This is a genomic window from Burkholderia sp. BCC1208, assembly GCF_902833095.1.
Lineage (GTDB): Bacteria > Pseudomonadota > Gammaproteobacteria > Burkholderiales > Burkholderiaceae > Burkholderia.
This window is the reverse complement of the sequence record NZ_CADFDY010000003.1, coordinates 481,222-504,737: the sequence shown is the minus strand read 5'-3', so window position 1 is coordinate 504,737 and position 23,516 is coordinate 481,222. Positions and strand designations below refer to the sequence as shown.

The window sequence follows — 23,516 nt, the reverse complement described above, 5'->3', positions numbered from 1 at the left end:
TCTTCGACTTTGACCCACGCGCATGAGAAGCGACACCTCGGCGATTGAAATCGGGTACCGGTTCGCACGCAGCCATGTTTGTAACGACAGTGACGCTCGTGCCTTCGCGCTCGCTTGCGGAGACGACAACCCGGTACACCACGACGCGGTCTACGCGGCGGCCACCCGTTTCGGCACACGCATCGTCAGCGGTACCTATACCGTCGCATTGCTGATGGGACTCGCGGCGTCGCACTTCGCCCGAATGGGGGAGGTGGTTGGCGTGCGCTTCCAGTTCGAATTATTGCTGCCGGTCTTTCCGGATGAGCGGATCGATCTCGCGTGGGAGGTTTCGGCCATCCGGCCGCACCGCAGCGGCCGCTTGCTGGACCTCGACGGCTCCATCACGAATGCGGCGGGGCAATCGTGCGTGCGTGCGACGGGCTCCGTGCTCGTTCCGCGCGTTGCCGAGTGAGCCGGCCGGGCCCGAAGTGGTGCGCAAGGTCCGTCGCACGACAACATGGCATGCGATACATCGCCCCACGTTCCGTTAGGTGTTTTCCCGAAAATGGCCCACGTCGCGTCTGAATGTCACACGCGAGACAAATGCGCACGTACGACGCAGGCAGCATGTCCTGGCGTCCTCGACCGTGACGCGGTGCCATTCCAATCAGGAGGAGACGAAGGTGAGAACGAAGCGAGGAAGTCCGGTAGTGGCGATCACGCTGGCCGCCATTGCATCGATGGGGATATCGGGTTGTGGTGGAAGTGACGACGCGCCTGCGTCACCGGTATCGCTGACGGCACAACAGGCTTGCGACGCGATAAAGGGAAAATCAGCTGGCGGTGCGTCGGTCACCGACGCGTCGATGGTGGCGGCGGCAGGTGCCGATCCGGCTTACTGCAAGGTATCGGCGCTGATCTCGCCTCAACTCGCGATGCAGGTGCAACTGCCCGACAACTGGAACGGGAAACTGCTGTATGCGGGGGGCGGCGGTTACGATGGCTCGATCCAGAATTTCCTGTGGAGCGGGCCGGAAGTCCTGAAAGCGGGATACGCGATTGTTCAAAGCAACGGCGGCCACATCGGTTCGTCTTCGGCGGATGCTTCGTTTGCAACGGATCCATTTCTGGCATCCCTGTTCGGTTCGGGTTCCGTTCCGACGGCCGCGGCTGCTGCGAAAGACATGCTGCATCTGATCTATGGCAAAGCGCCGGACCAGTCCTATTACGAAGGGTGTTCCAATGGCGGGCGTGAGGGATTGATGGCAATCCAGCGGAATCCTGATCTCTTCGACGGTGTGATCGTCCGCGCACCGGCATACGATTGGCCGGCATTCATGGGAGCGTTCAATCGCAACGCGAAGGCGGTCGCGGCCCCCGGGGCGGCATTCACGGCCGGGAAGATTTCCCTGCTGGCGAAAGCGATTCGAGACAAATGCGATGCAGCAGACGGGATCGTGGACGGGGTAGTGTCCAATCAATCCGCATGCAATTTCGATCCTTCCGTCCTTCGCTGCCCAAGCGGGACCGACGCCGGCGATTCATGCTTGTCCGACGCGCAGATTGCCGCGGCGAATACCTGGACCAGTGCTTCGAGTTTCGCGAACGGAACGTATAGCTATCCAGGCTGGGCGCTGACGGGCAACGAAGACGACCCGGGCGGATGGTCGCAGTGGTTTACCGGCCCGACGGGAAATGGCAATGGTTCGCTTCAGTTCCTGCTTCAGGATGCGACGGTGAAGTCGTATCTGGCCAATGACGCCAATGCGAATTCACTTGCATACGACTGGAATTCGAACCCTGCGGCCCTGTTCACCATGGCTGCGCTCAATAGCGCGACGAATGCCGACGTGAGCCCGTTCGTGAGCCATGGCGGGAAACTGCTCCTTTGGCACGGCACCGCGGACATGGCATTGAGTCACCGTGCAACGACAGCGTATTACCAGAAGCTGCAAGCTACGATGGGCGCATCGACCGTCAGCTCATTCGCTCGCTATTACCAGGCTCCAGGCGTGAATCACTGCGCCGGCGGCCCGGGTGCGGACTCCACCAACCTGGTAGCCGTATTGGATCAGTGGGTGACGAAGGGCAAGGCGCCCGGGAACCTCGTCGCATCGAAGCTGAACACGGATGGCAGCGTGGCGTTCACGCGACCCTTGTGCCAGTATCCGCAGTACCCGCGCTACACCGGGCCTGCCAATGACGCCAAGGCCGCGATGTCGGCGGAGAACTATACGTGTACTTCACCATGAGCGAGTAGCGTCGGGACGGTAAGTCCGGGCCGATAAAGGGGCGAGCCGAGAGGCTCGACCCTTGATCCTGGCGATCGACGGTCGATCTCGCGAATGCGGCAGCTAGCGCTTGATCGAGCCAGACTGCCGATCGCAATCGCTGGTGTCAACTTGACGCAAATACGCCCGCGTCGCGCTGCGCATCCGGACTGCGGTGCTGACAGCTCACGGTTTTGCCGAGAAGCCGCGAGAGTGTCTCGGCAACTTCCGCCATGTTGATCGTCGCCGGACCGGTAAGGTGATAAGCCCGTTGCGAGTTCGCATGGACGGCATCGAGCAGCGCAACGCGCGCCACGTCAGCAACATCATGCGTGTCGATGAGGCTTACGCGGCCATCGCCGGCAGCGCCGCGCCGGGCCCGATGGGTACGGCGCGTGACGGAGCGCGGCGATCAAGATCAAGACCTGAGCTCGCCCGGGCCCGCTTCGACCGTGACCGACTACGCAAGCGCCGGGTAGTCTGTATAGCCTTCTTCGGAACCACTGTAATAAGTGGAGGCGTCCGCGGTGACCAGAGGTGCGTCCAGGCGGAAGCGGTCCGGTAGATCAGGGTTGCTGATAAACAGCGTGCCAAATGAGATTGCATCGGCGAGGCCGGTCTGCAGCACGTGTTCCGCGGACTGTTGGTCATAACCGACATTCAACACGAAAATCCCCGAGAACCGCTCGCGCGCCCCGGGCGCCAGGGGTTTCACGCCTTCAGGCAGGGTCGCGGGTTCCATGAAATGCAGGATCCCAAGCTTTTTCTTTTCCAGGGCTTCCACCGCGTACATGTAGGTCTGCTCGAGATTCGAGTCGCCCATGTCATTGTACGGAATGCGCGGCGAAAGCCTGACCGAGACACGGGCCGGTCCGAAGACCTTGATTGCCGCGTCAGTGGCTTCAAGCAGAAATCTCGCCCGCTTCTCGACGGTGCCGCCATACTCGTCGGTGCGCTTGTTTGAACCGTCTTCCAGAAACTGCGCGGGCAGATAACCATTGGCACCGTGAACCTCGACACCATCGAAACCCGCATCCTTCGCGGCCTGCGCTGCCTTTTCGTAGTCCGAAATTGTGGACTTGATTTCATCAACGGTCAGTTCGCGCGGCGTCACGGAAGGTTTGATGCCTTCGGGCGTGAATGCCTGGCTATTGAAAGGGGTTGCCGACGGCGCGACCGGTAGTTCTCCACCGTGAAAATCAGGATGAGATGCTCTCCCGGTATGCCAGAGCTGGGCGAAAATGAGACCGCCAGCTTCATGAACTGCCTGGGTTACCTTCTTCCATCCCGCAATTTGCTCGGCGGTGTAGATCCCCGGGGTATTCGTCCAGCCGACCGCCTGGGCGCTGATCTGGGAGCCTTCCGTGAAAATCAGGCCCGCCGATGCGCGCTGCGCGTAATACGTCGCGGTGAGTTCGGTCGCCACCTGATCCTTGGATCGACCTCTCGTCATCGGCGCCATGAAGACTCGGTTCTTGAAGGTAAGCGCTTTGTTGCTCAAGGGGGCAAGAAGCTTTCGATTTTCCATATTTTCTCGGACGTGAACGTTTTCTCGGACAGCCGCTCGCGCTCGACGATTGGCCAAATGACTTGACCAAAGAAGTGCTTGCGCTCGGATGACCGATTGGCAGGTTGCTTGCCTCGCAATGAGGACAAGCGATACGGTATCAAACGTACACTTGGCGTCAATTAGGCACTTTGAGTCGCCCTAGTAGGTTTGAAGATACCTACTGTCGGGGAATTGCCGTCGGCGCCTGGACTATCGAGCCGTCGATAGTGGCCGCGCGTGCAAGAGCAGTGGGGTGCTCTGCGTTTCAGATCCAAATAGCTCGAGCAGTCAATGTGTGGATCTGTTCGAGGTACGAATCGATATCGAATGCCCGCATACGAACACGCCGGAGCCCGCGCACTGCCCCGGATGAAAACCGCAGACTGCTTTCCGTCATGCGCACCGGGCCACGCCGTTCTACAGCATCTGTCGGTTGGCCTTCGTGCATCGGACTATTGATCTCGAAGCGCTGCACGACCGGCCGACGACGCGCTCATGCAATCGAGTGGAGCTGCCTTCCGTCCGGACTTTGGCTTGATGCGGTATCGAACATCTGCCGGGCGGCATCGACCTCGGGCAGCTTCGTGAGCGTCCATTCGTGCAGCGCTCGGAGAGGCTGTTGCAGCGTGCGGCCCAGCGGCGTGATTTGATACTGCACCGCCACTGGCGAAAGCGAAATCACTTCGCGCGATACCAGACCGTTGCGCTCCAGCCGGCGCAGACACTGAGTGAGCGCCTTTTGGGTGACGCCTTGCAGCCGACGACGGATTTCGTTGAAACGAAGCGGACCGCCATCAAGCACGGTCACCACCATCATCGACCATTTGTCGGAGATCTGATCGAATAAGACCCGGCTCGGGCAGTCGGACGAGAAGCAGAGCGGTTCCAGTTCAAGCATGGCGGTTCCTTTTGGAAGATGTCCAAGCGCTTTTGATATCGAATTGATGCTAGGTATACAGAATATACCATTGGCACTATGGATCGCCACGGAGCGCCTGCGGCGGGAAATCGATCGGCAAAGATATCCGCCGACGATCGATGGCCGCCATGTCGCCATGGCGCCCGGCCTACTGCGCCACGCTTTCCGCTTCCGCCGTTTCGCCGAGGAACCCGCCGCTCTGATGCGCCCACAGCGCCGCGTAAATGCCGCCCGCCTGCAGCAACTGCTGGTGCGTGCCTTCCTCGACGATGCGCCCTTCGTCGAGCACGATCAACCGGTCCATCGCGGCGATCGTCGACAGCCGGTGCGCGATCGCGATCACCGTCTTGCCGCGCATCAGGGTGTCGAGGCTGCGCTGGATCGCGACTTCGACCTCGGAGTCGAGCGCGCTGGTCGCTTCGTCGAGCACGAGGATCGGCGCATCCTTGAGCATCACGCGCGCGATCGCGACGCGCTGCCGCTGGCCGCCCGACAGCTTGACGCCGCGCTCGCCGACCTCGACGTCGTAGCCGCTGCGGCCGTGGCGGTCGCGCAGCCGGTCGATGAACTCGGACGCTTCCGCGCGCACGGCCGCGTCCTGCATCTCGCGCTCGGTCGCGTCGGGGCGGCCGTACAGCAGGTTTTCGCGCATCGTCCGGTGCAGCAGCGACGTATCCTGCGTGACCATCCCGATCGCGCCGCGCAGGCTGTCCTGCGTCACGTGTGCGATGTCCTGCCCGTCGATCCGGATCGTGCCGCCGCCGACGTCGTAGAAGCGCAGCAGCAGGTTCACGAGCGTCGACTTGCCGGCGCCCGAGCGGCCGATCAGTCCGATCCGCTCGCCGGGCCGGATCGTCAGGTTCAGCCCGTCGAATACCGCGCGATCGTTGTCCTCGTGCGCGAACTGCACGTTGTCGAACACGATTTCGCCGCGCTGCACCGCGAGCGGCTTCGCATCGGGCGCGTCGACCACGCTGCGCACCTTCGTCAGCGTGTTGATGCCGTCCTGGATCGTGCCGACATTCTCGAACAGCTCGGTCATTTCCCACATGATCCAGTGCGAGTAGCTCGACAGGCGCAGCGCCATCGCGATCACGGCCGCGACCACGCCCGCGCTCGCCTCGCCGTGCATCCACAGCGCGAGGGCGAGGCCGGCCGAGCCGATCAGCAGCAGCGTCGACAGCAGGTGGTTGACGATCTCGAACGCGCTGACGAGCCGCATCTGCGCGTCGCCGGTCGCCTTGAACGCTTCCATCGCGCGCCGCGCGTGGTCGGCTTCGCGCCGCGTATGCGAGAACAGCTTCACGGTCGTGATGTTCGAATACGCGTCGGTGATGCGGCCCGTCATCAGCGCGCGCGCGTCGGCTTGCCGGCTGCCGACCGCACCCAGGCGCGGCACGAAATACGCGCATGCCGCGCCGTAGCCGAGCGCCCACAGCACGAGCGGAATCATCAGCCGCCAGTCGAAGCTGGCGGCGAGCACGAGGATGCCGATCAGGTAGGCGGTGACGCCGATCACGACGTCGACCGACATGAACAGCGTATCGCGCACCGCGAGCGCGGTCTGCATGATCTTGGTCGTCACGCGGCCCGCGAACTCGTTCGCGTAGAACGACAGGCTCTGGTCGAGCATCAGCCGGTGAAACAGCCAGCGCAGCCGCATCGGGAAGTTGATCGCGAGCACCTGGTGCTTGACCATCGTATGCAGCGCGATCAGCAGCGCGCTGCCGGCGAGGATCGCCGCGAAACCGGCGAGCGTGCCGAAGTGGCGGCCGCCGAATTCGGCCGGTGTCGACGACGACAGCCAGTCGACCATGTGCCCCATCATTGCGAACAGCGCGGCTTCGTACGCGGCCAGCGCGGCCGACGTCAGCGCGATCAGCAGGATCCAGCCGCGCGCGCCTTTCGTGCACGCCCAGACGAACGAGAAGAATCCCTTCGGCGGCGTGACGGGATCCTCGAGCGGGAAAGTCGGCAGGCGCCGTTCAAACCACGAATACATCGACGTGTTCTCCTTATAGCGGCCCGACGCAGCGGGTGGGCCGATGATGCCGGGCCGGATGCGATGCGGTCGTCGTGTGCCGGCACGTCCCTTCCAGCCGACGGACGTTACGCCGCGATCGCGTGGCCCGGCTTCAAGTGTCGCATCGATTCGATCGTGCTGCAGGCGGGTTGTAAGCTGCCCCGGCCGTGCGAACGGCGCTGTACTCGCGCATCGGGCTCGCACGAATGGAATCACGTTCCTAAAAAACCCTTGACTATCTATCTATGAGTAGATAAAGTTCGATTCATGGAAACGAAACCGACCGTCCGCGAACAGATTCTCGATCATGCGATCACGCTGATGATGCAGCGCGGTTACAACGGCTTCAGCTATCGAGACCTGTCCGATCTGGTGGGCGTGAAGACGTCGAGCATCCACTACTACTTCCCGTCGAAGGACGATCTCGTGCTGGAAGCGGTGGCGGCCTACAGCGACGAAGTCCTCGCGGCCGTGCGGGCAATCGATCCGGCCTTGCCGGCCGACGTAAAGCTGAGCCTGTACACGAAGATGTTCGGCCGCACGCTCGGTGACGGCAACCTGATCTGCCTGTGCGGAATGCTCGCGGCCGACATCGAAACGTTGCCGGAGAACGTGCGGCAGGCCGTGCAGGCGTTCTTCTCGGCCAACGAGCGCTGGCTCGCGGAATTGCTCGCGCAAGGCGCGAAGGAAGGCACGCTGCGGTTCAGCGGCGAGCCCGATACGGCGGCGCGCACGTTGTACGCGGCGTTTCAGGGCAGCGTGCTGGCCAGCCGGCTGTTTCACACGCGGGCGCGTCTCGAGGATGTCGGGGCCGTCTGGAAAACGCGGCCCTGACGGGCGGCGCAAGCAGTCGGGCGGTTCGCCGCCTTTTTATTGAATCTCGTTATCTATCATGTAGTAGATAGATGGCTGGCGCAGATGGATCGCCCATCTGCTTTTTTGGGACTGTTTGTCTATCTATGAGTAGATAAATTGATGCGATGTCGACGGAGAAGCCGCCGGCACGCGGGCCCCGGTTCGAAGGCTGTTTCATTCATTTGCTGAAAAAGGAGTCTGTCATGTCGATCGAAAAAGTGCTGTACCGCGCCCATGCAAAAGCCACCGGCGGCCGCGACGGCCGTGCGACGGTGCCCGAAAGCGGTCTCGACCTGAAGCTGACCACGCCGCGCGAGCTCGGCGGCGCGGGCGGGGCGGGCGCGAACCCCGAGCAACTGTTCGCCGCAGGCTACAGCGCGTGTTTCATCGGCGCGATGAAGTTCGTCGCGGCGCGCGACAAGATCGCGATGCCCGCGGACGCCGCGATCGAAGGCAGCGTCGGTATCGGCGCGATCCCGAACGGCTTCGGCATCGAAGTGGAACTGAAGATCTCGTTGCCCGGCCTCGATCGCGACATCGCGCAAACGCTGATCGAGCGCGCGCACGTCGTCTGCCCGTACTCGAACGCGACGCGCGGCAACATCGACGTCACGCTCACGCTCGTCTGATCGATCGCACTGCAAAACATTCATCGTCATTCAAAGCATCAACCAAGGAGTTGCACCATGAAGATCGTCAAGCCGCTGCTGATCGCCGCCGCCGTTGCAGCCGCACTGTCCACCGCACCTGCCGCGTTCGCCGCCGGCGCCGACGCCGTCCGTCCCGATGCGAAGACGAGCGCGTTCCTCGCCGCGCTGAACGGCCAGAAAGGCCCGGGCCTCGAAACGCTGAGCCCCGCGAAGGCGCGCCAGGTGCTGGTCGACGCGCAGAACGGCGCGAAGGTCGATCTGTCCGGCATCGACGTCTCGAACCGCGCGATCGAGCAGGACGGCCTGTCGGTGCCGGTCACGATCGTGCGCCCGCAAGGCGCGACGGGCACGCCGCCGGTATTCGTGTTCATTCACGGCGGCGGCTGGGTGCTCGGCGATTTCCCGACGCACGAGCGCCTCGTCCGCGATCTCGTCGTGCAGTCGGGCGCCGTCGCGGTGTTCGTGAACTACACGCCGTCGCCGGAAGCGCGTTACCCGGTCGCGATCAACCAGGCGTATGCGGCGACGAAATGGGTGGCCGCGCACGGCGCGGAGATCGGCGTCGACGGCAGCCGCCTCGCGGTGGTCGGCAACAGCGTCGGCGGGAACATGTCGGCCGTCGTCGCGCTGATGGCGAAGGACAAGGGCGGCCCCGCGATCCGCTTCCAGGGGCTGATGTGGCCCGTCACCGACCACAACTTCGACACGGGTTCGTACCACGCGTATCAGCAGGGCCACTTCCTGACGCGGCCGATGATGCAGTGGTTCTGGGACGCCTATACGAAGAACGAAGCGCAACGCAACGAGATCTACGCGTCGCCGCTGCGCGCGAGCATCGCGCAGTTGAAGGGCCTGCCGCCCGCGCTGATTCAGGTCGCGCAGTTCGACGTGCTGCGTGACGAAGGCGAAGCGTACGGTCGCAAGCTCGACGCGGCCGGCGTCGACGCGACGACCACGCGCTACGACGGCACGATCCATGATTTCGGTCTGCTGAACGCGCTGGCCGACGATGCGCCGACGAAGGCCGCGACGAAGGCGATGGCCAATGAAATCGCGACGCGGCTGAAGTAACGCGATCGACGGTCGTTCGAACCCGAACGACAGGACGGCGGGCACGTGCCCGCCGTTTTTTTGCGTGCGAGCGTTTCATTCATGCCCGGCAGGGTGTCGGTCGGAGCGGGCGAAACGGTCGAATGGCGAGCACGCAATCGCACGATCGCGCCCGGGTGCCGGCATTGTTGGTACGATCGCGCGTATCGTTCACGCCGGCGTCGCAAGTCGCCGGCTCATCGGCCGCGCGGCTGCACGGTCGCGGCCAGGTTCGGGAGAAGCGGTTCATGTTGCAGGCGTTCGCGGTCTTGCTGATCTTCCAGTGTCTCGGGGAAGGCGTGTCCCATCTGTTCGGCCTCCCGGTGCCGGGCCCCGTGATCGGCATGCTGCTGCTGTTCGGCTTCGTGATGCTGCGCCCGCAGGTGGCCGATGCGATCGAGCCGACCGCGCTCGAGCTGCTGCGTCATCTGTCGCTGCTGTTCGTGCCGGCCGGCGTCGGCATCATGGTGTCGGCCGACCGCGTGCGCGGCGACGCGGTCGCGGTTGTCGTCGCGCTGGCCGTCAGCACCACGCTCGCGATCGCGGTGACGGCGCTCGTCACGCGCGCGCTGCTGCGGCGCCAGCGCCGCGCGGGCGGCACCGCGGAGGGCGCGCAATGACGGCCTTCCCGAAGCTCGGCGCGATCTGGGTCTATCTCGCCGCGAGCCCGCTGCTCGGCCTGACCATCACGCTGGTCGCGTATCTGTTCGCCCAGGCCGTCTATGCGCGGGCGCGCTTCAACCCGCTCGCGAATCCGGTGCTGATCGCGGTCGCGGTGATTGTCGTGCTGCTGACGCTCACGCATACGCCGTATCCGACGTATTTCGACGGCGCGCAGTTCGTCCATTTCCTGCTCGGCCCCGCGACCGTCGCGCTCGCGCTGCCGCTGTACCGCCAGTGGTCGAAGCTGCGGCGCGCCGCGCTGCCGTTGCTCGTCGGCCTGCTCGCGGGTTCGCTGACCGCGATCGTGTCGGCGGTCGGCATCGCCGCGCTGTTCGGGGCGTCGCACCAGACGATCGCATCGCTCGCGCCGAAATCGGCGACGACGCCGATCGCGATGGCCGTCGCCGCCGAGATCGGCGGCATTCCGTCGCTCACGGCCGTGCTCGTGATTTCGACCGGGATCTTCGGCGCGGTGTGCGCGCGCGGAATTCTCAATCTGCTGCGGGTCGAGGAGCCGGCCGTGCGCGGCTTCGCGCTCGGCGTCGCGTCGCACGGGATCGGCACCGCGCGCGCGTTCCAGGTCAGCGAGGAGGCCGGCGCATTTGCCGGGCTCGGGATGGGGTTGAACGGCGTACTGACGGCGTTCGTCGTGCCGATCCTGCTGCCGGTGCTGTCGCGCTGGATCTGAGCGCGCGGCCGACGGGGTATCGGTTTCCCGGATGGCGCGGACGACAGGCCGAAAGGACGGCGCCCCCGGCGTGCATGTATCGTGGGCGTTATCAGGAGAATTCAGGAACGCCCGAGGACATTTGCGCAGCGATCGGCTAACGTTGCATCGGCGCCGTTGTCGCAAGCCGTCGCGTGCACGCCGGTGTCCGACCCACACTCAACAATCGACAAGGAGATCGGTCATGAAGCAGTCTCGCGTGGTTTCGGTGGCAGTGGCAGTAGCGGCGTCGTTCGGTCTGTTGTTGACCGCCGCGCCGGCGGCATACGCGCAGGATCCCTCGTCCGCGCCGGTGCCGAAGCAACTCGACAAGGCGCAGAAGAAGGCGGCGCGCAAGGCGGCCCGCGCGCGGCACGCGTCGGACCTGAAGGCGATCGGCACCGGCAGCGGCTACCGGTTGACCAACGACCAGAGCAACTATCCGCAGAACGCCGTGCAGAAGGCGCCCGCGACGAAGGCGGCGCCGGCCGCGCCGGCTTCGGGCCAGTAACGGTCGAAAGCGTTGCACAGGACGAACGGCGCCGGTCGACCCGGCGCCGTTCGTTCGTGTGCGGGCCCCCGGTCGCGGGGCCGTCGCGTCACGACGCGAGCTTGCTCGCGAGTTCCGCCACGTGCTTGCCCTGGTAGCGCGCGATGTCGAGCTCGTTCGCGCTCGGCTGGCGGCTGCCGTCCGTGCCCGCGAGCGTGGTCGCGCCGTACGGCGTGCCGCCGGTGATTTCGTTCATGTTGACGAGCCCGCTGCACGCATACGGCACGCCCACGATCACCATCCCGTGATGCAGCAGCGTCGTGTGGAACGACGTGATCGTCGTTTCCTGGCCGCCGTGCTGCGTGCCGGTCGATGCGAACACGCTGCCGATCTTGCCGACGAGCGCGCCTTTCATCCACAGGCCGCCGGTCTGGTCGAGGAACGTGCGCATCTGGCCGGCCATGTTGCCGAAGCGGGTCGGCGTGCCGAAGATGATCGCATCGTAGTCGGCGAGTTCGTCCACCGTGGCGACCGGCGCGGCCTGGTCGACCTTCACGCCGGCCGCGCGGGCCTGGTCGGCGGGGATCGTTTCCGGCACGCGCTTGAGCGTGACCTCGACGCCGGGCACCGATTTCGCGCCCTCCACGATGTGCTGCGCCATCGTTTCGACGTGCCCGTAGGACGAGTAGTAAAGAACGAGAACCTTGGCCATGTTGCGAATCTCCGATTAAAGGGGCCCCGCGGTCAGCGGAGCCCGGTTTCCCGAACGGGCGTCACGCCCATTCGGCCGTTACTTCGACCGGACGCAGGTCGAACACCAGCACTTCCGCATCCTTGCCGTCCGCGATCGTCAGCGCGTGTTCGCCGCGGATGCGCGCGCCGTCGCCTTCGCCGAGCGTCACGCCGTTGACCGTCACGCTGCCGCGCGCCACATGCACGTAAGCAAAGCGGCTCGGATCAAGTTCCAGCGTAGTGCTTTCGTCGCCGTCGAACAGGCCCGCGTAAATCTTGGTGTCCTGCCGGATCTTCAGCGAACCGGCGTCGCCGGTCGGCGACACGACGAGGGCGAGCTTGCCGCGCTTGTCGTCGGCCGCGACATTCGTCTGCTGATAACGCGGCTCGGCACCCTTTTCGGACGGCCCGACCCAGATCTGCAGGAAGTGGACCGGCGTGTCCGGCGAGTGGTTGAACTCGCTGTGGCGCACGCCCGTGCCCGCGCTCATCAGTTGCACATCGCCCGGCACGATCACCGAGCCGGTGCCCATCGAGTCCTTGTGTTCCAGCGCGCCGTCGAGCACGTACGACAGGATTTCCATGTCGCGGTGCGGGTGCGTGCCGAAGCCGCGGCCCGGGGCGACGCGGTCGTCGTTGATCACGAGCAGGTCGGAGAAGCCGACTTGCTTCGGATCGTAGTAATTCGCGAACGAAAACGTATGACGGGAGCTGAGCCAGCCATGCTCCGCACGGCCACGTTGGTTTGCTGCACGGATATCGATCATGATTTTCTGTCCTTGAAGTCGCCGGACCTCGAAAGTGGGCCCGGCCGTTCGTTGAGATGAATCTTAGGTCAATCGATTTGACAAATAAATCGCTGTAGCGATAATGACTGTCGCTATGGAGTGGACAATATGGAACTCAACGACCTCAGGATCTTCGTCGCGACCGTGGACGCAGGCAGCTTCACGGCGGCGGCCGACCAGCTGATGCTGTCCAAGCAGTTCGTCAGCCGGCGCACGATGGCGCTGGAGGCGTCGCTCGGCGTGCGGCTGCTGCATCGCAATACCCGCAATCTCGCGGTGACCGAATCGGGGCAGGAGTTTTATGCGCGCGCGCAGCGCATCCTCGCGGAGATCGCCGACGCCGAGCAGGCGATGTCGGTGCGCAGCACGGAGCTGCATGGCTCGCTGAAGATCAGCGCGCCGCTGTCGTTCGGAATTACGCACGTGTCGCCGCTGATCGCCGAATTCCTGTCCGCGCACCCGGCCGTGCGGCTGAACCTCGACCTGACCGACCGGCGCGTCGACCTGATCGGCGAGGGCTTCGACCTCGTGCTGCGGATCGGCTCGCTCGAGGATTCGACGCTGATCGCGCGTCCGCTCGGCGCGTGGCGGATGATCGCGTGCGCGAGCCCCGCCTACCTGAAGCGGCACGGCGCGCCGCAGACGCCGGCCGATCTGGCCGGCCATACGTGCGTGCTGTACGGGCGCGAGCGGCGGGTCGGCTGGGAATTCCGCGTCGACGGCGCGGCACGCACGTTCGACGTGCAGGGCCCCCTCGTCGCGAACAACGGCGAAGTGGTGCGCGACGCCGCGATCGCGGGGCTAGGCATCGCGCTGCTGCCGCACTTCATCGTCGGCGCGGCGCTCGACAGCGGGGCGCTGGTGCCGGTGCTCGATGCCTACGTGCCGCCGCCGATCACGCTCAATGCGGTGTTTCCGCAGCACCGGGAGGGGTTCGTCACGCTGCGCACGTTCATCGGGTTTCTCGCGGAGCGGCTCGGGCAATCGACGCCGACGGGCGCGAGCGGGGCGGGCCGGATACGGTAGCGGGGTATTTTGCGGTGAATGTGGCGATTAATCTCCGCATGATTTGCGGAGATTGTTGAGTCATGCGGCGTATCGGACTTGGCGCATCCGGTGCTCGTCACTGGAAGACGAAAGCATGACTGCGCATGACGACTGCGTGATGGTGTTCATCGGGATCATCGATCCCGCGACGGAAGCTGCGTTGCGCGACGGCGTCGGGCGCTGCTGTGCGGTCGCCGAAATGGTTGCGACGACATCGAACGTCGATTGATCGGCGTCGCGCATCCGGGTTACGCTTCGGCGGGCGGCGGCATGCGCTGCATGCCGGGCCGGGCGTTTTTACTTCGAATGTCGCGTGCAGGTAGCTTCTACGGGCGCGCGACCCAGCGACGATCAAGCCGATGACAACCCAGAACCGATCGAATTCGCGCGGGCAAGCCGCGATTCCCGCCTGTGAAATGCCGCGCACGCGGCTGCCCTCCATCGCGGCGGCCGCGCTGCTGATGCTGATGCTCGCACCGGTCGCCGCGCATGCGGCCGGCTTCGACTGCGGGAAGGCCGCGTCGCCGACCGAGAAGACGATCTGCGCGAAACCCGCGCTATCGAAACTCGACGGCGATCTGTCGGCCGCGTGGAAGACGGCGCTCGCGAAGGGCGGCGATACGGCCGCGCTGAAGGCCGCGCAGTTGAAGTGGCTCAAGCAGCGCGACCAGTGCGGCAGCGATGCGTCATGCCTGGGCGACCGCTACCGCGAACGGCTCGCGAGCCTGAGCGGCATGCCGCTCGCTGCCGATCGCTGGCAGCAGACGTGGCATCGGACGAGCGACAACCCGTCGTTCGGCGGCGAACTGACGTTCACCGGCACGGTGCCGCGCCTGCATTTCGAGCTGAGCGCCAACAACGGCGCGAATACCGGCGGGCTCGACGGCGACATCATGTTGCACGGCGACAGCGGCACCTACCGCCAGAACAAGTGCCGGCTCGACTTCGACCGCAAGGGCGGGCGCATCCGCGTCACGCAACAGGGCGCCGATTTCGATTGTGGCGCCGGTGCGGGCGTGACGTACGCAGGCGACTATGTGACCGCCGCGCAGTCGCAGGCCGAACCGAAAGCCGACCTGCTGAGCCTCAAGGTCGTCGCCGACGCGCAGCAGAACGCGACCGCGCACAAGCTGCTCGGCGCCGACTATCAGACGCTCGTCGACATGGTCAACTACAGCGCCGAGGAGAAGGATCTCGACGGGCTCGGCGCACACGTGACGTCGTACTGGGTGCGCGGTATCGCGACGACGAACGCGGCGATCGTGATGCGCCGCGGCACCGATCTGTGGATCGGGCTACTCGTGTTCGATGCGAAGAACAACGTCCGGATGCGTTACTACTCGAACGTGCCCGCGTGGAAGAAAACCGTGCCGAAGACGATCAACGCGTGGCACGACAATCTCGACAAGACGCTGCCGATCGACGTGATGCAGTAAGCAGGCGCTGCCCGCTATTTCTTGCGCGTCGCGCGCGCCTGCGTCCGTGCTGGGGGCGCCGCGGATTCCCGTATGCGCAGTTCGGGCAGGACGGCATGGCCGGGCCCCGTCGCGCCGTTCTCCAGCGTGTCGAGCAACGCATGCGCGGCCTGGCGGCCGATCGCGTCGGTGTCGACCCACATCGTCGTCAGCGGCGGCTGGATCTCGCGCGCGAGCGCGATGTCGTCGAATCCGGTGATCGACAACTGCGCGGGCACGTCGATGCCGAGCGCCTGCGCTTCGAGCAATGCGCCGAGCGCGAGCGCGTCGTTGCCGCAGATCACCGCGGTCGGCCGCGTCGCCGCATCGCTGCCGACGATCGCGCGCAGGCTCGCCCGCCCGAACGCGATCGTGGCCGTGCCTTCGTGCTGATGCACGGGGCGCACCGCGAGCCCGTGCGCGGCAAGCGTGTCGTGAATGCCGCGCAGGCGGGCCTGCACGCGATCGTTGTCCGTCGACGGTTGCATGATGATCGCGAAATCGCGGTGGCCGAGGTCGAGCAGGTGCGTGGTGAGCCGTGCGAACGCCGCGCGGTTGTCGAAGCCGATGCAGCAGTGCGGGCTGTCGTCGCGATAGGCGTACGTGACGACGTACGGCACGCGATGCATCGCGAGGAGTTCGAACAGTTCCGGCGGATACGCTTCGCCGACCAGCGACACGGCTTCCACGCCGCGCGACAGCATCGCGCGCACCTGCGCGAGCGCTTGCGCGGGGTCGTAGTTCGAGCAGCCGAGAAACAGCGTGATGCCGTGCTCGGCCATGACCGTCTGCATGCCGGCGACCTGCGACGCGAACACCTGGTCGTCGAGGGTCGGGATGATCGCGCCCGTGATGTGGGTGCGCGTGGACGCGAGCGCGCGGCCGGCCGCATTCGGGATCCAGTTCAGGGCGAGCGCCGCGTCGCGCACGCGCTGCTGCACGTCGGCCGACACCTTGCCGGGATCGTTGTACACGCGCGAGACGGTCGCGGTCGACACGCCGGCCAGTTTCGCGACGTCGCCGAGCACCGAGCGGCCGCTGCCGCGGCGTGCCCGGGGCGTGCTCATCGGCCGTCTCCGCGCGTGGCGGCGGTCCCGCCGCCGTGTGCCGTCAAAAGCGTCATTGTTTACCCTCGATTCGTGATGGCCCCGCTTGCATTCTCGAGCGAGCCTGCGAGAATGTAAGCGCTATCTTGCTGCTGCTTTCCATTATCTCAGACACTCGTTCAATCCGTATGGCGAAATTTTCAGAGACGACGACCCTTCCGGTCATTTTGTCGATCGCAAATGTAAGCGGTTACATCAAGCAATGAACGGCCGTCGATCACCGCGTATTGCCGTCGTCGGCAGCGTCAACATCGATCTCGTCACGCGCGCGCCGCGCCTGCCGGTGCCGGGCGAGACGCTGCTGGGCACGACGTTCGAAACCGTTCATGGCGGCAAGGGAGCGAATCAGGCGGTGGCGGCCGCGCGCCTCGGCGCATCGGTCGCGATGATCGGCTGCGTCGGCGACGACGCGTTCGGTGCACGCCTGCACGGCGCGCTGGCGGCAGAGCGCATCAACGTGACGCACCTGCACCGGATCGGCGGCACGGCGACCGGAGTCGCGACGATTACGGTCGACGACCACGGCGCGAACAGCATCGTCGTCGTGCCCGGTGCGAATGCGTGCGTCGACGCCGACCGGATCGACGCGGCGCGCGACGCGATCGCCGGAGCCGCGCTGCTCGTGTGCCAGCTCGAGGTGCCGGTCGCCACCGTGGCGCGCGCGATTGCCTGCGCAAGCGCGCACCGCACGCCGGTGCTGCTCAATCCCGCACCCGCGCAGCCGCTCTTCGATGCGTTGCTGGCGCGGGTCGACTATCTCGTCGTCAACGAAACCGAGGCCGAGTCGCTGACCGGCATCGCCGTGGGCGACGATGCGTCGGCCGCGCGCGCCGCCGATGCGCTGTGCGCGAAAGGCGTGGGCAACGTGCTGGTCACGCTCGGCGCGCGCGGCGTCTGCTGGCGCGGCAGCGCAGGAAGCGGCCGCCATCGTGCGATGGCGGTGGTGGCCGTCGATACGACCGCGGCCGGCGACACGTTCGTCGGCGGGTTCGCGGCCGCGCGGGCCGGCGGCGCGTCGATGGACGACGCGATCGGCTTCGGCCAGCGTGCGGCCGCGATCAGCGTCACGCGCCACGGCGCGCAGACGTCGATTCCGACGCGCGACGAAGTCAACCGTATGGATACCTGAATTCCGCATGCGACGGAACGGCCGGACCCGGCCCATATCAGTGACATGGAGACAATCGACATGAACTACGACAACCAACCTGTTCCGCACGCGCCGCCACGGATTCGGCGCGGTCAGCGCATCGCGCTCGCGCTGTTGATGGCGAGCGGGATCGTCAACTATCTCGATCGCGGCACGCTGGCCGTCGCGAGTTCGGCGATCCGCGGCGATCTCGGCCTGTCGCTCGCGCAGATGGGGCTGCTGCTGTCGGCATTCTCGTGGAGCTATGCGCTGTGCCAGTTTCCGGTCGGCGGGCTGGTCGACCGCATCGGCCCGCGCCGGCTGCTCGGCATCGGGCTGATCGTCTGGTCGTTCGCGCAGGCGGCGGGCGGCCTCGTGTCCACCTTCGGCTGGTTCATCGTCGCGCGTATCTTGCTCGGCATCGGGGAGGCGCCGCAATTCCCGTCGGCCGCGCGCGTGGTGAGCAACTGGTTTCCGCTGCGCGCGCGCGGCACGCCGACGGGCATTTTCAATGCCGCGTCGCCGCTCGGTACCGCGCTTGCGCCGCTGCTGCTGTCGGTTCTCGTCGCATCATTCGACTGGCGCTGGGCGTTCATTGCGACCGGCGCGCTCGGCCTCGTCGTCGCCGTCGTGTGGTTCGCGCTGTATCGCGATCCGGTGCGCGCGCAACTGTCCGCCGCCGAACGCGGTTATCTCGATGCCGATGCGCAAAGCGTCGTCGCGGCACCGAAGCTGACCTTCGCCGAATGGCGCAGCCTGTTCTCGCACGGCACGACGTGGGGGATGCTGATCGGCTTCTTCGGCTCCGTGTACTTGAACTGGGTCTACTTGACCTGGCTGCCGGGCTACCTGACGATGGAGCGGCACATGAGCCTGATGCGCACGGGGTTTGCCGCATCGGTGCCGTTCCTGTGCGGGTTCGTCGGGTCGCTGGTCGCCGGCTGGCTGTCGGATTTCGTCACGCGCCGCAGCCGTTCGCCGGTCGTGAGTCGGCGCAATGCGGTGGTGGCCGCGATGCTCGGAATGGTCGCGTTCACGATCCCGGCCGCGCTCGTGCAGAGCAATACGGTTGCGCTCGCATGTATTTCGGTGGTGATCTTTCTCGCCAACGCGGCATCGGCGTGCTCGTGGGCGCTCGCGACGGCGGCCGCGCCGCCGAGCCGCATCGCGTCGCTCGGCGCGATCCAGAATTTCGGCGGCTTCATCGGCGGCGCGCTGGCCCCGATCCTGACCGGCGTCATTGCGCAGAAGTGGTCGTTCGTGCCGGCGCTGCTCACCGCGGCGGCGATCGCGTTCGCCGGCGCGATGGCCTACCTGCTGCTCGTGCGCAAGCCGATTCCCGAACAGGCCGCGAACGCCGCGCCCGGACCGTTGCCGGCGTGATCGTGGCCTGCATTCGCATTCACTGAAGGAAGGAGAAACCGATGCAACACTCGCAGCAATCGAACGTGACCATCGAGGGGATCGTGCCGGTGATGCTGACGCCGTTCGACGACGCCGGCTCGATCGACTACGCCGGGCTCGAGCGGCTCATCGAATGGTATCTGGCGCACGGCTCGGATGCGTTGTTCGCGGTCGCGCAATCGAGCGAGATGCAGTTCCTGAGCCTGGCCGAACGCGCGGAACTCGCGCGCTTCGTGGTCGAACGGGTGGCCGGGCGCGTGCCGGTCGTCGCGTCGGGCCACATCAGCGACGATATCGACGCGCAGGCCGTCGAACTGTGCGCGGCGGCCGAATCGGGCGCGCAGGGCGTCGTGCTCGTGACCAACCGTCTCGATCCGCAACGCAAGGGCAGCGCCGCGTTGCTCGACCATCTTCACAGGCTGCTCGCGCGACTGCCGTCGGATCTCCCGCTCGGCCTGTACGAATGCCCGGCGCCTTACCGGCGGCTTCTGTCGGATGACGAACTGCGCGCGTGCATCGACACGGGCCGGTTCGTGATGCTCAAGGACGTGAGCTGCGATCTCGCGACGGTGAAGCGGCGCGTCGCGCTTGCCGCGGGGTCGCCGCTGAAGATTCTGAACGCGAACGCCGCGATTGCGTGGGACGCGATGAAGGCCGGGTCCGCCGGTTTCAACGGCGTGTTCACGAACTTCCATCCCGATCTCTACCGGTGGCTGCGTACGCAAGGCGAGTCGAATCCGGCGCTCGCCGACGAACTGTCGACGTTCCTGGTCGTCTCGGCGGTATCGGAGGCGCTGGGCTACCCGGCGCTCGCGAAGCTCTATCACCAGCGGATCGGCACGTTCGGGTCGATCAAATGCCGTGCGATCGACTACGACGTGCGCGAACGATTCTGGGCGCTCGACGCGGTGCTCGACAAGATCGTGGCCGGCACCGAGCATTTCCGCCGGCGGATCGCCGCGTCATAACGGAGGGCGCGCGCCGCACCGGCAGCGCGGCGCGTGATCGCATCGCGTGCCCCGTGCCCGAGGCCGGCACGCCCGTTGCCTGCTGGAGCGATCCGCGTTGCGCGATGCGTCGCCATCGCGGCGAGATCGTCGCGATTCCCATTCCGTCGATGGCGGCAACGCGTGCCGCCGCGCGGCCGTGCTGTCCGGCTGTCATTCGGCGGTTTTTCACGAAATCACCGAATCACGCACTCGAACCGCCCGCGATCCGCGAGCGCGGTGTCGATGCTCGTCCGGCCATCCTGCTGCGCGTCGTATTGACGATGTCTGACGGACTGTCGACATGTTCTCGCACGCGGCGAGAAAAGCGCACAAATCTGCGCAATCTCGCATCCGTTCGTCGTAACGGTTAGTAATACCATTCCGCGGAGTGACTTTTACCGACGAACCGCTGAAGCCGCATTCGCCCATGCAACACGTGACGACGACAAGCCAGCCGCCGATCCTGGCGGCACCGGTTGATGCGATGCTGCACGCCGTGATCGACGAAGTCGTCCACCGGAGCGTGTCGGAAGCGACGACGCGCAGCGGCTACATGCGCTGCGCCGACTATGCGATCGTCGGCGCGCAGGTGCTGACGCTGCTGACCGGCAAGCCTTATCGGCCGTTCGCGGGTGGCGAAGTGATGGATTTCGGCGGCGGCAACCTGTACGCGCTGTGCACGACGCGCGAGCGGCGCCGCACCGCGCGGCATCTGTCGCAACTCGCGCGGTATCACTGCTGGGTCGAGGCGCGCCACGACGACGTGGGCGGGCGCACGCGCAAGGAGATCGTCGACTTCACGCTGCGCCATGACGAGACCGTTGCGAACCAGTTGGGCATGCCGTTCGCCCGTGCGTACCAGGCCTATTTCTGGGGCTGGGAGGACGAGCACGCGGTACCCGCCGAGTTGCGCGAACATCCGGTATTCGCCAAGCAGGGCCCGGTATGGCGCTGGGCCGAGCGCGAATGCACGTCGCTGCTGCGCGCGTACGAGCGCGAACGCGCCGGTTATTTCGGACGCCAGGTATCGTGTGCAATCGATTTGTTCGCCGACCGCGTCGAAGGTCTCGGCTGACGCGTGCGCGCTGCAAGGACAACCGCGGGCAGGTTGCCGGCCGCGACGATGCGAATCCGGCGGGCGCCGGCGCGCCGCCGGGCATGAACGATGTCTCCGGGCCGCGCGCACCGCGCGACCCGCTCACTTCCTGGACAGCGTGCCGTTACTGTTCGCACCGCCAAACAATCGCGTCAGGTATTGCGAGTTGGTATTCATCCGGGTCATCAGCGTGTTGAGCGCGGTGAACTGCGCCTGATACTGCCTCGTCAGTTGCGCGGCATAGTCGGACAGATCCGACTGCTGCTGCGCGACACGTTTCAGATCGGCGTTCAGTGCGGTCGTGCGCACGTCGATCATTCCGTTCTTCTTCGTGAACTGCGAGATCTGGTCGGCCAGGCGCGTGCCGATTCCATTCTCCGGATTGAACAGGCGCGCGACTCCCGACGGATTGGCGGAGAGCGCGCTGTCGAGCTTCGCGCCGTCGACGTTCAGCGTGCCGTCGCGCTCGAGCTTGATGCCGATCGACAATAGGTTCACGTGTCCGTTGCCCTTCGATGAGGGGGTACCGTTGTCGGCGCCGCGCGCGACGATCGAAGCCAACGCGTTACGGATCGTGTTCAGCGTCGAATCGCCGATCAGCGCGCCTTGCGAGCTTGCGCCTGCCGTGTAGCTCGACAGCGCGCCCATCGTCTTGACGGCGGTGTTGTACAGGCTCACGAAATTCGTGATTGTGGCTGCCTGCGACTTCGTGTCGGTGCTGACCGTCAGCGTCTGCGTATCGGTCGCGCTCACCGCGGCCGCCGACAGGTTCAGCGTGATGCCGGTCAGCACGCCCGATACCGTGTTGCTCGCGCTGGCCGATGCGATTCCGTTGAGCGTGAATTTCGCATCCTGCGCGACGGCGCTCTGCCGCCAGGCGGCCGCGCCGTTCGCCGATTCGATCTTCGACGCGCCGCCGGACGGGTCGGCCGTCGACGTGACGCCGAGATTCGACAGGCCGCTGTCGCCGGACACGTTGCCGACCGCGACGCTGATCGCGTTCGCCGCGCCCGTCTTCGACGACGCGAGCACGAGGTGCGCGCCGTCCGTGCCGTTGATGACCGTCGCGCTGATTCCCGGGTTGCCCGACGCGCCGTTGATCGCCGCCGAGATGCCCGCCAGCGTATTGTTGGTGCCGCGGACTTCGACCTTGAACGACTGGCTGCCGAGCGACAGCGTCAGCGTGCCGGTGCCGAGCGCCTTGCTGCCGTTGAAGCCGGCGGACGATAGCGCCTGCGCGGTCGCGATCTGCGTGACGCCGACCGTGTAGGTGCCGGCGACCGCGCCCGCACCCGCCGTTGCGGTCAAGCCCTTGCCGCTCGCGACGGCGTTGAACGTCGACTGCAGCGCGCCGTTCTTCAGCGACGTCAGGCCGGCCTCGAGCGCGCCGAGCGCCGACGACAACGCGCCGAACGCGGAAATCCGCGTGCTGCCGGTCGCTTGCGACGCGGCAAGCATCGCGGCCCGTCCGGCCGTCTTCGCGTTCACGAGCGTCTTGACGAGCGAGCCGACGTCCATCGCCGGATTGCCGGTCGAGCCGTTGATGATCGATTGCGCCGCCTGTTGCATCAGGCTGTTCGCGTTCGCGCCACTGTTGACGGGCGTGTTCGTTGGCATGGGTGAGCTCCGGTTGAAAGGCGATCCAGTGGCGTACGGCGGTCGAGTCGGCCTGCGGCGATCGGGGCGGGCGCGCGGCGATTCGCGTGCATGGCGCTTTCTCGTATGACGCGTCGCGTGGCTCGCGGGAGTGTCGGGAAAACGTAAGAACGAATCGGTGCGCTATCGTATTCTTAAATCGGTATTAATTAGTCATTTTTTGTAATGTTTCTTGAGGGGAATGTAGGTGGATGAATGGAAGGATGTGGAATGCTGGAAACGTGTGATGCATTTCTCACAAAGGCATGATTTATATCGAATTTATTAAAGGAATTTCGGTAGAGTGGAAGTTTGAGAAAGCATGAATGTTTGGTGACATGCTTTTCGTTGATTTCGCTAAATATAAGGCGGATGAGTCGTCTCGCAGGTCTGGTTTCCATGCGTTTTGGTCGGAGAGGCGCATTCGCGCCATGTCCGTGACTTGAAAAATAATACGGGTATCGCTGGTAAAGACGGGGAGTAACCGGGCTAAAGACGGCGTTGAGGAGTTGCGTATTGGCGGGTGCCGATGGGTCACTAGTGAAATGCGCCGTTTTGATGGCGCGTTCCAATTCAATCCGGAAATATCCACTGATTCCCATAACGTAAAAGAAAACGGACACCTTTCGCGTTGCTGAGAAACAAGGAGGCCGATGGTTTGCGTGGCCAACCACCCGTCGCACAACGGGCCGGTCTTCCCTGATTGTCAACTGATTCGAGACGGCGAATCATATTTGGACGGATTGATGATTTGCGGCGGGACAGTAGACTGCACCCGTGCTTCGCCAGAACCGATTCGGAGCGCGCCGCTACTCGCGGCGTCACCGGGCGGATTCTTCGACGGCAGGCCACGTGGCTTGCCGTCCGATTGCGCGAAGAGTTGGTCCGTAGCCGGCAGAGCGTGCCGATTGGGCGCGCAGCGGCACTGGATGCATCGAAC

22 protein-coding genes are annotated in these 23,516 nt (G+C 65.3%); 15 read left to right on the top strand and 7 right to left on the bottom strand.

Going from position 1 to position 23,516, the window contains the following annotated elements:
* Window positions 1-22 precede the first annotated feature (22 nt).
* Window positions 23-454, top strand: a complete 432-nt coding sequence (locus tag HWX09_RS09865) for a MaoC/PaaZ C-terminal domain-containing protein (RefSeq protein ID WP_027786320.1) — start codon at window positions 23-25, stop codon at window positions 452-454.
* A 238-nt stretch (window positions 455-692) separates the two neighbouring features.
* Window positions 693-2,234 carry a tannase/feruloyl esterase family alpha/beta hydrolase gene (locus HWX09_RS09860; RefSeq protein WP_230469156.1) on the top strand — a complete coding sequence of 514 codons (1,542 nt, stop codon included), beginning with the start codon at window positions 693-695 and terminating at the stop codon, window positions 2,232-2,234.
* A 478-nt stretch (window positions 2,235-2,712) separates the two neighbouring features.
* Here the strand turns inward: HWX09_RS09860 and HWX09_RS09855 are convergent, their stop codons facing one another.
* From HWX09_RS09855 to HWX09_RS09845, 3 genes are all read right to left on the bottom strand, one after another.
* Window positions 2,713-3,780, bottom strand: coding sequence for an alkene reductase (locus HWX09_RS09855; protein WP_027786323.1), 1,068 nt, complete (start codon window positions 3,778-3,780; stop codon window positions 2,713-2,715).
* A 514-nt stretch (window positions 3,781-4,294) separates the two neighbouring features.
* The gene (locus tag HWX09_RS09850) at window positions 4,295-4,699 is read right to left on the bottom strand and encodes a helix-turn-helix domain-containing protein (RefSeq protein WP_027786324.1); all 405 of its coding nucleotides are present in this window, start codon (window positions 4,697-4,699) and stop codon (window positions 4,295-4,297) included.
* 169 nt (window positions 4,700-4,868) lie between these two features.
* Window positions 4,869-6,722 carry an ABC transporter ATP-binding protein gene (locus HWX09_RS09845; protein ID WP_027786325.1) on the bottom strand — a complete coding sequence of 618 codons (1,854 nt, stop codon included), beginning with the start codon at window positions 6,720-6,722 and terminating at the stop codon, window positions 4,869-4,871.
* Between the two features lie 288 nt (window positions 6,723-7,010).
* Here HWX09_RS09845 and HWX09_RS09840 point away from each other — a divergent pair, with 288 nt between their 5' ends.
* From HWX09_RS09840 to HWX09_RS09815, 6 genes are all read left to right on the top strand, one after another.
* Complete coding sequence (locus tag HWX09_RS09840) at window positions 7,011-7,577, top strand: TetR/AcrR family transcriptional regulator (RefSeq protein WP_027786326.1); 567 nt, start codon at window positions 7,011-7,013, stop codon at window positions 7,575-7,577.
* Between the two features lie 224 nt (window positions 7,578-7,801).
* Complete coding sequence (locus tag HWX09_RS09835) at window positions 7,802-8,227, top strand: organic hydroperoxide resistance protein (protein WP_027786327.1); 426 nt, start codon at window positions 7,802-7,804, stop codon at window positions 8,225-8,227.
* Between the two features lie 57 nt (window positions 8,228-8,284).
* Window positions 8,285-9,319, top strand: a complete 1,035-nt coding sequence (locus tag HWX09_RS09830; protein ID WP_027786328.1) for an alpha/beta hydrolase — start codon at window positions 8,285-8,287, stop codon at window positions 9,317-9,319.
* 266 nt (window positions 9,320-9,585) lie between these two features.
* Entirely contained in the window at window positions 9,586-9,957 is a 372-nt protein-coding gene (locus HWX09_RS09825) for a CidA/LrgA family protein (RefSeq protein WP_027786329.1), read from the top strand.
* A complete protein-coding gene (locus HWX09_RS09820; protein ID WP_027786330.1) occupies window positions 9,954-10,688 on the top strand; it encodes an LrgB family protein in 735 nt (244 codons plus the stop codon). The genes HWX09_RS09825 and HWX09_RS09820 overlap by 4 nt, the downstream gene beginning before the upstream one ends.
* Window positions 10,689-10,911: 223 nt before the next feature.
* Entirely contained in the window at window positions 10,912-11,217 is a 306-nt protein-coding gene (locus tag HWX09_RS09815) for a hypothetical protein (protein ID WP_027786331.1), read from the top strand.
* Between the two features lie 88 nt (window positions 11,218-11,305).
* Here the strand turns inward: HWX09_RS09815 and wrbA are convergent, their stop codons facing one another.
* Entirely contained in the window at window positions 11,306-11,908 is a 603-nt protein-coding gene (wrbA, locus tag HWX09_RS09810; RefSeq protein WP_027786332.1) for an NAD(P)H:quinone oxidoreductase, read from the bottom strand.
* Between the two features lie 61 nt (window positions 11,909-11,969).
* The gene (locus tag HWX09_RS09805; RefSeq protein WP_027786333.1) at window positions 11,970-12,695 is read right to left on the bottom strand and encodes a pirin family protein; all 726 of its coding nucleotides are present in this window, start codon (window positions 12,693-12,695) and stop codon (window positions 11,970-11,972) included.
* A 129-nt stretch (window positions 12,696-12,824) separates the two neighbouring features.
* On the opposite strand from HWX09_RS09805, the gene HWX09_RS09800 reads away from it, so the two are divergent.
* The 3 genes from HWX09_RS09800 (at window position 12,825) to HWX09_RS09790 (ending at window position 15,199) form a co-directional block, all read left to right on the top strand.
* A complete protein-coding gene (locus tag HWX09_RS09800; protein WP_027786334.1) occupies window positions 12,825-13,742 on the top strand; it encodes a LysR family transcriptional regulator in 918 nt (305 codons plus the stop codon).
* Window positions 13,743-13,857: 115 nt separating this feature from the next.
* Entirely contained in the window at window positions 13,858-13,992 is a 135-nt protein-coding gene (locus tag HWX09_RS33835) for a hypothetical protein (RefSeq protein WP_256980735.1), read from the top strand.
* 187 nt (window positions 13,993-14,179) lie between these two features.
* A complete protein-coding gene (locus HWX09_RS09790) occupies window positions 14,180-15,199 on the top strand; it encodes a lysozyme inhibitor LprI family protein (RefSeq protein WP_034185516.1) in 1,020 nt (339 codons plus the stop codon).
* 14 nt (window positions 15,200-15,213) lie between these two features.
* Here the strand turns inward: HWX09_RS09790 and HWX09_RS09785 are convergent, their stop codons facing one another.
* Window positions 15,214-16,284 carry a LacI family DNA-binding transcriptional regulator gene (locus HWX09_RS09785; protein WP_027786336.1) on the bottom strand — a complete coding sequence of 357 codons (1,071 nt, stop codon included), beginning with the start codon at window positions 16,282-16,284 and terminating at the stop codon, window positions 15,214-15,216.
* A gap of 241 nt (window positions 16,285-16,525) precedes the next feature.
* Between HWX09_RS09785 and rbsK the strand changes: the two genes are divergently transcribed.
* The 4 genes from rbsK to HWX09_RS09765 all read left to right on the top strand — a co-directional run bounded on the left by rbsK (window position 16,526) and on the right by HWX09_RS09765 (window position 20,920).
* Window positions 16,526-17,452: a ribokinase gene (gene rbsK / locus HWX09_RS09780; protein ID WP_027786337.1), complete on the top strand. Its 927-nt coding sequence runs from the start codon at window positions 16,526-16,528 to the stop codon at window positions 17,450-17,452.
* 60 nt (window positions 17,453-17,512) lie between these two features.
* Window positions 17,513-18,835 carry an MFS transporter gene (locus HWX09_RS09775; RefSeq protein ID WP_027786338.1) on the top strand — a complete coding sequence of 441 codons (1,323 nt, stop codon included), beginning with the start codon at window positions 17,513-17,515 and terminating at the stop codon, window positions 18,833-18,835.
* A gap of 41 nt (window positions 18,836-18,876) precedes the next feature.
* Window positions 18,877-19,824, top strand: a complete 948-nt coding sequence (locus HWX09_RS09770) for a dihydrodipicolinate synthase family protein (protein ID WP_027786339.1) — start codon at window positions 18,877-18,879, stop codon at window positions 19,822-19,824.
* A gap of 448 nt (window positions 19,825-20,272) precedes the next feature.
* Complete coding sequence (locus tag HWX09_RS09765; RefSeq protein ID WP_027786340.1) at window positions 20,273-20,920, top strand: hypothetical protein; 648 nt, start codon at window positions 20,273-20,275, stop codon at window positions 20,918-20,920.
* A gap of 123 nt (window positions 20,921-21,043) precedes the next feature.
* Here HWX09_RS09765 and fliD read toward each other — a convergent pair whose 3' ends face one another.
* The gene (gene fliD / locus HWX09_RS09760) at window positions 21,044-22,558 is read right to left on the bottom strand and encodes a flagellar filament capping protein FliD (RefSeq protein WP_027786341.1); all 1,515 of its coding nucleotides are present in this window, start codon (window positions 22,556-22,558) and stop codon (window positions 21,044-21,046) included.
* Between the last annotated feature and the right edge of the window lie 958 nt (window positions 22,559-23,516).